The organism is Hyalangium ruber, assembly GCF_034259325.1.
Classification (GTDB): Bacteria; Myxococcota; Myxococcia; order Myxococcales; family Myxococcaceae; genus Hyalangium_A; species Hyalangium_A rubrum.
Genome location: NZ_JAXIVS010000004.1, coordinates 276,145 through 287,725, shown reverse-complemented (window position 1 = coordinate 287,725; position 11,581 = coordinate 276,145). Strand labels below are relative to the sequence as shown.

At 74.5% G+C, this 11,581-nt stretch carries 4 protein-coding genes; all 4 read left to right on the top strand.

Translation table 11 applies throughout. The features are described from left to right. Nucleotides 1-117 precede the first annotated feature (117 nt). From SYV04_RS13405 to ddpX, 4 genes are read left to right on the top strand one after another with little or no spacing between them, the layout of a single operon-like run. Nucleotides 118-9,651: a flagellar hook-length control protein FliK gene (locus tag SYV04_RS13405; RefSeq protein ID WP_321546551.1), complete on the top strand. Its 9,534-nt coding sequence runs from the start codon at nt 118-120 to the stop codon at nt 9,649-9,651. 12 nt (nt 9,652-9,663) lie between these two features. Then, the gene (locus SYV04_RS13400; RefSeq protein ID WP_321546125.1) at nt 9,664-10,269 is read left to right on the top strand and encodes a hypothetical protein; all 606 of its coding nucleotides are present in this window, start codon (nt 9,664-9,666) and stop codon (nt 10,267-10,269) included. After that, nucleotides 10,266-10,958, top strand: a complete 693-nt coding sequence (gene queC / locus SYV04_RS13395; RefSeq protein ID WP_321546550.1) for a 7-cyano-7-deazaguanine synthase QueC — start codon at nt 10,266-10,268, stop codon at nt 10,956-10,958. Before SYV04_RS13400 ends, queC begins: the two co-directional genes overlap by 4 nt. Next, nucleotides 10,958-11,557 carry a D-alanyl-D-alanine dipeptidase gene (gene ddpX, locus SYV04_RS13390; RefSeq protein WP_321546124.1) on the top strand — a complete coding sequence of 200 codons (600 nt, stop codon included), beginning with the start codon at nt 10,958-10,960 and terminating at the stop codon, nt 11,555-11,557. Before queC ends, ddpX begins: the two co-directional genes overlap by 1 nt. Nucleotides 11,558-11,581 lie beyond the last annotated feature (24 nt).

Below are 11,581 nucleotides of genomic sequence, written 5' to 3'. Positions count from 1 at the left end.
GGGGCGCGCGGGTGCGACTCCCGGTGAGGGCGGCCGCCTTGCCGCAAGCCCTCCTGGCGGGGGAACGGTAAAAATTTCGAGGACTTAGCCCCCGTGATACCCTCTGCCCCCTCCTCGATGGCCACCGAAAGTGACTCCCCCAAGTCCGCGCCTGACGCGCGCGCCGCTTCCCCCGAGCTCCGGCTGCTGGACCGCCGCGCCTTCGTGGGGTTTCCGCCGCTGCCGCTCGCGCCTGGGCTGAGCATCGCCGACTTCGCGCTGCAGATTCCGGACGTCACCTTCCCCTTCAACGTGAGCGCGGGCGCCTCGCGCTACCAGCGCAAGAAGCTGCTGTTCGGCTTCCTGGAACTCACCGTCGACGCGGACCTGGTGGCCCGCAAGGTGGCGGAGCTGGCCGGGCGGCTCTCGGGCCTGGAGGAGCTGAAGCTGCACTTCCGCCCGGGCTACCTGGAAGGCCAGGCCCGGCTGCAGGGGCCGGAGCGCACCCCCGTCACCTTCAAGGTCGCCTTCGATGGGGACGGCGAGAAGCTGGCCCTCTACGTCTACGACGTGCGGCTCTATGGCTTCTCTCCCACGCCCTCGGTGCAGGTGCCGGGAATCCTCGCCTCCGCGGTGGAGGCGCTGGCGCTGCTGCCCGAGGTGGAGACGCAGGGCGCCACGGGCTTCACCTCGCGCGTGCTGCCGGAGCTGTGCCGGCTGGCGGCGGTGACGCGGGGCTTCAAGATGCCGGAGCTGGACCAGGCGCGCCTGGCCGCCGCCGAGGTGTCCAGCAAGGGGCTGCGCCTGCGCTTCGCCGCCGGGGGGCTGCCTCCTCCGGCCGCGCCGGATGACGAGCTGTTGATGACGCTCGAGGGGGCGCGCGCCTTCGCCGAGGCCGAGGCGCTGATCGCCCAGGGCCGGCTCGCCGACGCGCGCGAGGCCTACCTCCAGTCCGGAGATGCGCAGGACGCGCACCCCTTCGCCGCCGAGAGGCTGCTGTCCCTGCTCGTGGCGGACCCGCAGGCGCATGACATGGCGCTGGATGTGGCGGCCACGCTGCTGCGCCGCCGCGAGAAGAGCCCCGCCGCCCTCTGGGGCGAGGCCGTGGTGCGCGAGCGCCGGGGCGAGGGTGCCCGGGCCGCGGAGCGCTACCTGGCCCTGAGCGCCCTGTCGCGCCGCACCTCCGAGGATGCCGCCGCCTTCTACGCCGCCGAGGCCGCCGCGCGCTGCTCGCGCGACACCGCGCCCCAGGTGGCGGTGAAGGCGCTCCACGAGCTGCTGGGCCTCAAGCCGGACCACCTGCCTTCGCTCAAGGCCCTGGCCCGCGCCTCGGACCAGGCCAAGGACCGCGCTGGCGCCGTGCGCGCCTACCGCCGTCTGGCCGCGCTGGCGAGGGATCCGGCCGAGGCCGCCGACGCCCACGTTCACCTCGCGCGGCTGTGCGCCCAGACCGAGGACGACATCGCCGGTGCCCGGCTGCACTGCGAGGCCGCGCTGCGGCTGGCGCCGGATCAACCGGACGCGCTGCTGCTGCTGGGCGAGCTGTGTTTCCGTGGCGGTGAGCACCTGCGCGCCCTCAAGGCGCTGGACCGCCTGCGCGAGGTGGCCCTGGCCCGGCACGAACTGGACCGGGTGGGGCAGGCCAACCTGCTCGCCGGCCATGTGTGGGAAGAGGGCCTCCAGCAGCCGGACAATGCGCTCCTGCGTTACCGCGAGGCGGTGACGCTGCTGCCCGGGGACGCCGAGCCCCTCTTCTGTACCGCGCGCGTGGCCGAGCGCCTCGGCAAGGTGCAGGAGGCACTCGCCGGCTACCAGCAGGCCCTGGAGCTGGCGGGCCCCGCGCCGCGCTCGGAAGGGGTGCGCAAGGCCGCGCACGCCAGCCACCACGCCATGGCCCGGCTGTCGCGCACGAAGCTGGGAGATCCCGCGCGGGCCCGCGAGCACCTGGAGGCCGCGCTCGCGCTCGACTCGCGCGATGTGGTGGCCCTGGAGGAGCTGATTCCGTACTTCCGGGGCACCGGCCGCGCGCAGGAACTGGCCGACGCGCTGGAGAAGGCCGCCGCCGTGTACGAGGAGCCCGGCAAGCGCGCCGCGCTCTGGGCCGAGGCCGGAGAGCTGTACCGGGGACGGCTCCAGTTGCCGGAGAAGGCCGAGCGGCTCCTCACCTCCGCGCTGGAGGCGGACCCCGACAACAAGGCGGCGCTGGAGGCCATGCTCGCCCTGGCCGAGGCGCGCCGCGATGGAGGCCAGCTCACCCGTTGCCTCTCGGCGCTCGCGCGCCTGACGCCCGAGCCTCGGGAGCGCGCCCAGAAGTACCGCCGCCTCGCCGTGGCCGCGCGGGACTTGACCTTCGACCTCGACCTGGCCGTCCACGCGCTGCAGGAGGTGCTCAAGGCCGAGCCGGATGACTTGCCGGCGCTGGGCGAGCTGTGCGCCCTTCAGCGCAAGCGCTCGGACATGGCGGGGCTCGCCGCCGCGCTGGAGGACCGCGCGCGCGTGGCCGAGGCGCAGGGCGACAAGCGACTGGCCTCCGCAGCGCTGCGCGAGCTGGCCGGAGTGCTGGAGGCGCGGCTGGGTCGCATCGGCGAGGCGCTGGTGGCCATGGAGAAGGCCGCGCGTCTGGCGCCGGACCCCGCCGTGCTGCTGGACCTGGCGGACCTCTCGCTGCGCTGCGAGCGGCCGGAGCATGCCCGGCGCGCGCTGGAGACGCTGCTGTCCTCGCTGCCGCGCACCGCCGCGCCCGAGCGGCTGGCCGACATCCGCGCCCGCCTGGGCCGAGCGTGCGAGCTGTTGGGAGACCGCGAGGGTGCTGTCGCCGCCTACGCGCAGGCCTTCCCGCTGCGCCGCCTGGATGACGCGCTCGCCGCCCGGCTGGAGGCCCTCTACACCGAGCTGGGCGAGGGCAGGGAGCTGGCCGAACTCTGGGGCACCCGCGCCCAGGCGCTCCTCGCCGCCGACCGCCCCGGAGAGGCCTCGCCCCTCTTCCTCAAGAGCGCCCGGTTGCTCCTGGAGCGCGGCGAGAAGCCCGTTGCCCTGGCGCGCCTGTCCTCCGCGCTCGAGGCGGACCCTCAAGGCCCCATGGCCGGCGAGGTGCTGGACACGCTCGCCGAGCTGGAGCTGGAGCGTGGCGAGAAGCTGGAGGCCGCCAAGCTGTACGCGCGCAAGGCCCTCCTCGTCTCCGATGTGCGGGTGGGCTCCCGGTTGCTCTACCGCGCCTCGCTCCTGGCCGCGGGTACCAGCCGCGAGGAGACCTACCTCGCCGAGGCCCTGGAGCGTGACGCCACCTTCGCTCCGGCCCGCATGCGCCGGGGTGAGCTGCGTCTGCCCACCGACCCGCGCGGCGCCTTGGAGGACCTCGAGGCGGTGCTGGCCCTGCCTCCCACCGACGCGGACGCCCCGCGCGAGGAGGAGCGGCTCTCGCTCACGCGCAAGGCCGCCACCGCCGCGGTGCGCGCGGGACGCACGGACGCCGCCCGCCGCCTGTTGGCGCAGTACAGCGCCCTGGCTCCGTCGGACCTCGATACCCAGCTCGAGCTGGCCGCGCTGCACCGCAAGGCCGGCGCGCGCGAGGCCCTGGCGGATCTGCTGACCGAGCTGTGGCCGCGCCTCTCCGGCGAGGCCCAGCGCAACGCCCGGCGCGAGCTGGCGGAGCTGGCCCTGACGCTGGGCCGTCCCACGGAGGCCGCCACGGCCCTGAGGGCCCTGCTCGCCGAGGAGCCTCGCGACCTGTGGGCCGCGCAGTCCCTGCTGGAGCTGTTGCCTCCGCCCGGCACGGGCACTCCGGAGCAGGAATCCGAGCGCCTGACGCTGCTGGGCACGCAGATCTCCGCCGCCGAGGGTGAGTCCCGCGCCGAGCTGCTCGCCCGCCGCGCCACGCTCCACCGCGCCGCGGGTCGCTCCGATGCCGCCCGGGATGACTACTCCGAGGCGGCTCGGCTCTCGCGCCGGCCCGCGCCGCTGCTGCTCGCCCTGGCCGAGCTGGCCCGCGAGGCAGGGGATGAGGCGGCCGAACTGTCCGCGTGGCGTCGCGCCGTCGCCGCTGACGCCAGCCTGGGCGCGCGCGCCCGGGAGCGCCTGCTGGTGCTCGCCACCTCCCTGGTGGAGAAGGATGACCGGGGCTCGGCGCGTGAGGCGCTGCGGGCCGCCGTCGCGCTGGAATTGCCCGCCGTCGAGCGCTGCGAGGCCTTCTTCGCCCTGGCCACGCTCGCCCGCAGGGATGGGCAGCCGGAGGCCGAGGCCGAGGCGCTCGCGGAGGCTTCACGCCAGGGGCCCGTGCCCCGCCGCGTGGAGGCACTGCTGGCCCGGGCCGCTCTGCTGGAGCAGCGCAACCAGCGCGAGGAGGCCGCGCGCAGCCTGGATGCGGCGCTCACGCTCTCACCCCGGCACCCCGGTGCCACCGTCGCGCTTCAGCGCGTGCTCCGGGAGCTGGAGGACTGGGCGGGTCTGGCCGCGCTCCTCGCCTCCGAGGCCCCCCACGCTCCGCCCACCGCCGCCGCCGCGCTGTACGCGGAGCTCGCGAGCCTCTACCTCGATCGCCTCGAAGAGCCCGAGCCCGCCGAGGCCGCGCTGCGGGAAGCCTTGCGCCTCGCCCCCGAGGACCTGGCGGTGCGCCGTCGCCTCGTCTCGCTCGTGGTGGACAAGGGCGAGCCGCTGGAGGCCGCCGAGCTCCTCGAGTCCGCCGCCGACCGCGCCGAGCCCACTGAGGCCGCTGCCTTCTTGCGAGAGGGCGCCGCTCACGCCCGCGCCGCCGCCGACCCGGAGCGCGCGCTGCGGCTGGTCCGCCGCGCCCATGCCCTCGTGCCCGCGCGGGGCAAGGACCTGGAGGTCCTCGCCGAGCTGCTCGCCCTGCACGGCGATGTGAAGGAGGCGCTGCCCCTCCAGGAGTCGCTCGCCTCGGCAGTCGACTTCGCCCAGGAGCCCGAGCGCGCCGAGGCCACGCTGCTGCGCCTGGGAGAGCTGGCCGAGAAGGCCGGAGACCGCCCGCGCGCGGTGGCCGCCTGGCGCCGGCTGACGACGGAGCGCCCGCGCAACGAGGTGGCCGTCCAGCGCCTCGCCGCGCTACTGGAGAAGGACGAGCCTCGCGCCGCCTTCGAGGTGCTCGTCACGCACGCGAAGTCCCTGCCCCCCTCGGAGGAGACCTCCCGTCGCCTGGTGGCGCTCTCGGAGCGGGCGCGCGCCTCACTGGCGGATGTGGACGTGGCTGCCGCTCTGCTCGCTCGCGCGGCGGAGATGGCCGCCGAGCCGCTGCCGCTGCGCCAGTCGCTCGCCGCGCTCTACCGGGAGCAGGGCCGCACCCAGGAGCTGCTCGTGGAGCTGCGCCGGGTGGCCACCCTCGGCCTTCAGCGGGGCGACTCGGACGCGGCCTTCGCCGCATATAATGAAGAGGCCCGGCTGGCCGAGGACACGGGCCGGATGGACGAGGCCCTGGAGGCGCTCGCCGCGCTGCGAAAGCTCCTGGAGTCCCAGGGCAAGCCCGCCGCCGCCGCCGCCCACGAGCGCCGCCGCGCCGAGCTGCTGCGGGACGTGAAGCTGGACCTGCCCGCGGCCGAGGAGTCCCTGGAGCGCTCGTTCCGGCTGTCCGCGGACCTCGAGACGGCGCAGATGGGCGAGGCGCTCGCCACGCGTCGGGACGATTCGGCCGCGCAGGCGCGCTGGCTGGAGCGCACGCTGCCGCTGCATGCCGGGGCCAAGGAGCAGGGCGCCGTGCTGCTGCGGCTGGCGCGGCTGTACCTGGGCGTGCTGACGGACTCGGGCAAGGCGGAGACCTTCCTCCGGGACGCGCTGCGCCGAGACCGCTCCCTGGCCGAGGCGGAGACGCTGCTCGCCGAGCTGCTGGAGCGGGAAGGCCGGGTGGCGGAGCTGGCCGCCTGGTACGAGGACTGCGCCGCGGAGGAGACGGACACCGAGCGCCGGGCGCTGCTGTTGCGCCGCGCGGCCGCGCTCTACCAGGACCGGGCCGGACGTCCGGACGCCGCCGCCGCCGCGCTGCTCGCCGCACGCGCCGCTGCTCCGGATGACCTGGAACTCACCGCTCAGGCGGCGGACCTGCTCCACGAGGTGGGGCGCGCGGAGGATGCGGCGGAGTTCGACTCCCTCCTCCTGGAGGCCGATCCGTTCCGCGAGGCCGTCTTCACGCGCCACCGTGATTTCCTCACCGAGACGGGCGACCACCCGTCCCTCGCGACGCTGATGCTGCGCCGGGCCCAGCGCCAGTCCTCGCGCGAGGCCGCCGAGAGCTACCTCGTCGCGGCCCGGGCGTTCCGGGAGGCGGGCGCCACCGAGCGCGCGCTGCTGTGCGAGGACCAGGCCTTCGAGAGAGACCCGTCCAACGCCGAGGCCTTCGGGCTGCTGCGCGAGCGGCTGGCGGGAGACGTGCGCCGGCTGGCGGACCTGCTCTCGCAGCGGGCCGAGGCCGTGCCGGCTCCGGAGGCGCTGCCCCTGCTGCGCGAGCGCGCCGAGCTGCTCCTGGAGGCGGGCGAGTCGCTGCTGGCCGCCGAGGCCTTCGATGTGTACCTCGCCCAGGCGGGGGATGACGTGGAGGCGCTCGCCGCGCGCGCGGAGCTGGCCGCCGAGGGCGGAGGTCCGCTCGCCGCGCAGCCGTATGACCGGCGCCTGGTAGCGGTGGGCGAGAAGCTGCCCGTCCCCGTCCGGGTGCGCACCTGGCTGCGGCTGGGGCACGCCTCGCTCGCGGCGGGCGCGTACCGGGACGCGGCGGATGCCTTCGAGGCCGTCGTCCAGTTGGAGCCCGATGGCGAGCGCGGCCAGGAGGCGCTGTCGCTGCTCACGGAGGCGTACGCGCGCACGGGCAATACGCCGGGGCTCTACCGCGCTTCGCTCCAGCTCGCCCGCAAGGCGGATGGGGCGACGGCGGAGGTGCTCTACCGCCGCGCCGCGGACCTCTTCGACGATCCGAAGGAGGCCATCGAAGCGTTGCTGCCGTTGACGCGGCTGCGCCCCGCGGACGGCTCGATCATCGACCGGGCGGTCGAAGGCCTGCGGGGCCTGAGCCGCCACGCCGAGCTGATGGAGGTGTATGAGGCGGGCGCCACCGCGGCCGGAGGAACTCGCGCGGCCGACCTGCTGCTGGCCGCCGCGGCCTTGGCCGAGGAGGAGCTGACCGACCCCAAGCAGGCCTGGGTGCTGCGGCAGCGGGCCGCGGAGGCCGACCCCGCGCACGAGGCGGCGCTGCGCTCGCTCGTGGAGGGGCTGCGCCAGCGAGGAGAGGTCGAGTCGTTGCTGGAGGCGCTGCAGCGGCTGGTGGACCGGACGGCGGACGCGGACGAGGCGTCCGTGCTGCGGCTGGAGATCGCCACGCTGGCCCGGGCCTCGGAGCAGGAGGCGAGGGCCCGCGAGGTGCTGGAGCTGGTGGTGGCGCGCGGGGCGCAAGGCGCGGGCTACGCAGAGGCGCTGGAGGCGCTGGAGCCACTGCTGGAGGAGGAGCCCTCTCGCCGCGCCGAGGTGCGGGCGGCGCGCGCGGAGCTGACCGAGGGCGCCGCGAAGGCGGAGCTGCTCGTCGCCGCCGCGAGGGACTTCGAGTCCGCGGACCGCATCCCCGAGGCGCTGAAGGCGGCGAAGGCCGCAACTGCCGTGGCGCCCGAGGTACCCACGCTGCGGCTGATGGCGCGGCTGTACCAGGCGTCGGAGGACGCGCCGCGCGCGGCGAAGGCGCTGCTGCAGGCGGTGCGCTCGGCGACGGCCGGAGAGAAGCCCGCGCTGCTGCTGGAGGCCGCGGACCTCTGGGAGCAGGCCGAGGAGAAGGCCGAGGCGCTGGAAGTCGTGGAGCGCATCGCGGCCGAGACGCCCGAGGCACTGAAGCCCTCCGAGCTGGCCGAGCGCTTCCTGAAGCTAGGGGCCGTGGCACGGGCCCGGGACGTGGGCTTCGGGCCCGCGATGGCGGAGGGCAGGGCGGACGAGGCGCTCTCCCTGGCGGAGAAGGCGGGGGACGCGGAGCGCGTGCGCGAGGCGCTCTGGGCCCTCGCGGCGATGCCGGGGGTGGAGTCCGCGCACGTGAGCCGGCTGGCGGAGGGCCTGCGCGAGGAGAAGGACGCGCGGGGGCTGCTGCGGCTGGCGGAGCTGAGCGCCGCGCGGGACGCGGCGCTGGCCGTGGCGCTGCGGGGCGAGGTGCTCGACACGGCCTCGGGACACGTGGAGCTGCGCCTGCGTGCGCTGGAGGCGCTGGCCTCCGCGCCGGACTTCTCGGAGCGGCTCCACCGCCTGCTGCCGGAGCTTGGGCGCATGCCGTCGGAGCTCTCCGAGGCGCTGCTGGTTCATGTCCGGGCGCTGTCCCCGGCGGAGCGCATCGCCGCGCTCGGCGTGGTGGCGGAGGGCTGGCCGGAGCGACGCGCCGCCTTCCTGCGCGAGCGCCTGGAGCTGGAGCGCGCCGAGGGCCGTTCCGAGGACGCCGAGCACACCCTGGCCCAGCTCATCGAGGGCGAGGAGGACACGGGCGCGCGCGTGGCCCTGCGCCTGGAGCGCGGCGAGCTGCTGCTCGCGCTCTCCCAGCGGGCACGGGCGCGGGAGTCCTTCGAGCACGCGCTGGCGGAGGAGGCCACGTGCCTGCCCGCGGTGAAGCAGCTGCTGGCGCTGTACGGCCAGGCGGAGGACAGCGAGGCCTTCGCCGCCATGGCGGAGCGTCTGGAGGCGCTGGCGGGCGCCGAGGCGCTGGAGCCCTACAGGGAGCCGCTGGCGGATGCCTACGAGAAGCTCGACCGGCTGGGAGACGCGGCGGCCCAGCTCGCGGCGCTGCCCGAGACGCCGGAGCGGCTGGCGCGGCGCGCGAGGCTCGCGGATACGCGCGGCCTCACGGGTGAGGCGCTGCAGCTGCGCGAGCGGCTGACAGAGGAGCCTGATGCGCTGGAGAGCATCCTGCGCGGCTACCTGGACGCGCAGCTCATCCCCTTCGCGGCGAAGCTGGCCGAGCGCCTCCTGACGCGCGAGGCCCTCTCGGCAGAGGCCACGCGGCTGGTGGCCGAGCGGCTCTCGCCCTCGCCCGAGGGAGCGAAGCTGGCCTCGCGCCTCTGGCCCACGCTGCTCGGCAAGAAGTGGGTCGACGTGGATGGCTGGACGCTCTATGCCGAGGCGCTGCGGTTGCTCGGCCGGACCGACGCCGCCAACCGCGTGGATGGCATCGCCGCGGCGTTGTCCTCCAGCGAGCTGGCCGCGCCCGCCGCACAGGCGCTTCCGCTGCCGACGCCGAGCCCCTTCGCTCACCCCACGCCCCCGGGAGCGCTGGTGGTGACGGCCGAGAGCCTGCCCCGGCTGCACTCCGCGCTCCGTCCCACGTTGGAAGGGCTGGGCGCGGGCCAGGTGCGTGTGCTGATGGATCCGGTGGGCGGTGTGGAGGCCTACCTCACCCGCCCGGACGAGCTGGTGGTGGGCGCCGGAGCGCTGACGTGCTTCGGCCCGGTGGAGCTCGGCTACCTCTGCGCGCTGGCACTGAGCCTGGGCGCGGAGGGCGTGGCGCTCTCGCGGCCGGGTCCGGTGCCGGGGCTGGAGGAGGCGGCGGTGGCGGCCTTCCGTGCATACCCGGCCTCTCTGGCCGCGGGGCGGGTACTGGCCCGCTTGGATCCGGACATGCGGGGTGGAGACCCGAGCGACGTGGACGAGGGGGCGGTGCTGGTCGCCAGCCCTGTCTTCCGCGCGGTGGCCCTCGCGGCGCTCGAGCTCGTGTAGGCTCCGCGCCTCATGATGCTCCGACGCCTCGCTCTGCTCGCGATTCCCGCCTTCGTGGTGGGAGTCTCCTGTCTCAAGGATCCGGTGTACCCCGGGGACCAGGTCCTCGGGACGTTCCGGTTCTCCGCCACGGTGGACCGCCAGCGCACCACGTGCGACTTGCGGAGCCCGGACTTCGCGGTGCTCGGGGACGGAGGCACCTTCGGCTTCGATGGGACCTTCTCCCGCGACGGCGACGCGGGCTCGGGCTACTTCATCGTGCAGGACTTCCCGCGAGACGCGGGATACGAGGGGCAGCGCGTGACGTCCTTCCACCGTGCGACGGTGCAACTGGCCAGCTGTGGCGCCAACTGCACGGGCACGGCGGTGGAGGAGACGCTGGACGTCATCCTCTTGAGCGACAGCCAGGACACGCTGATCGGCCGCCGCTGCACGGGGCTGGTGGACGGGGGCGTGCCGGGGGACGGAGGGACGCCACCAGGGCCCACGCCCAACGGCTATGACGTGCAGCGCGCGTGCGGCACGCTGACGGACGAATACATCCCGGGCACGGGCTCGTGTACGTGTACGCAGCGGTGCCGGGCGGTGTACACGGTGGAAGGGACGCGGGTGAACTGATGAAGAAGGCCGTGGTGTTGATCTCCGGTGGGCTGGACTCCACCACCTGCCTGGCCATGGCGAAGGCTGCGGGCTTCGAGCCGGTGTGCCTGGCGGTGTCCTACGGCCAGCGCCACGTCGTGGAATTGGAGCGGGCGCGCAAGGTGTCGGAGGCGATGGGGGTGAAGGACTTCCGCGTGGTGTCGATCGATCTGCGGAACATCGGCGGCTCGGCGCTGACGGCGGACATCCCGGTGCCGAAGGACCGGCCGGAGACGGAGATGTCGCACGGGATTCCCGTGACGTACGTGCCGGCGCGCAACACGCTGTTCCTGTCGCTGGCGCTCGGATTGGCGGAGGTGGTGGGGGCGCAGGACCTCTACATCGGCGTGAACGCGGTGGACTACAGCGGCTATCCCGACTGCCGGCCCGAGTTCATCCGCGCGTTCGAGTCGCTGGCGAACCTGGCGACGAAGGCGGGAGTGGAGGGCGCGCGCTTCAAGATCCACGCGCCGCTGTCGGGGATGACGAAGGCGGACATCATCCGCGAGGGCACGCGGCTGGGCGTGGACTACGGAATGACGCACTCCTGCTACGACCCGGATGCGGAGGGCCGGGCGTGTGGTCGCTGTGACAGCTGCGTGCTGCGCAAGAAGGGCTTTCAGGAGGCGGGAGTGGCGGATCCGACGCGGTACACGGAGGGACAGTGATGCTGCCTGCGGCGAAACTGGCACTGGCGATGTGGCTGACGGCGGGAGAGTCGCCGGTGGTGGATGCCACGGAGGTGATTCCGGACCTCGTGGTGGACATGCGCTACGCGACGGACGACAACTTCCTGAAGCGTCGGGTGTACCCGGAGGACGCGCGCTGCATGCTGCTCAAGGACGCGGCGGCGCGGCTGAAGAAGGCGGCGGACGTGCTGCGGCCGCAGGGCTACCGGGTGAAGGTGTACGACTGCTACCGGCCAAGGGCGGTGCAGTACGAGATGTGGAAGATCATGCCGGAGCCGGGGTACGTGGCGGATCCGAAGTTCGGCTCGAACCACAACCGGGGCGCGGCGGTGGACCTGACGCTGGTGGCGCTGGACGGCACGGAGGTGGAGATGCCGACGAAGTTCGACGACTTCACGCCCTCGGCGCACCACAGCTACAAGGGCGGCACGGAGGCCTCGCGCAAGCACCGGGAGGTGCTCCTCAAGGCGATGGAGGGCGCGGGCTTCAAGCGCAACAAGATGGAGTGGTGGCACTACGATCTGCCGGGCGCCAAGAAGATGCCCGTGCTGGACGTGCCCTTCACCCCGCAGAAGTAGCTCCCAGTCATGAAAAAGGCCCCA

Coding starts and splice junctions, on each gene's coding strand:
- SYV04_RS13405 (WP_321546551.1), top strand. CDS start 118: ATGGCCACCGAAAGTGACTCCCCCAAGTCCGCGCCTGACGCGCGCGCC.
- SYV04_RS13400 (WP_321546125.1), top strand. CDS start 9,664: ATGATGCTCCGACGCCTCGCTCTGCTCGCGATTCCCGCCTTCGTGGTG.
- ddpX (WP_321546124.1), top strand. CDS start 10,958: ATGCTGCCTGCGGCGAAACTGGCACTGGCGATGTGGCTGACGGCGGGA.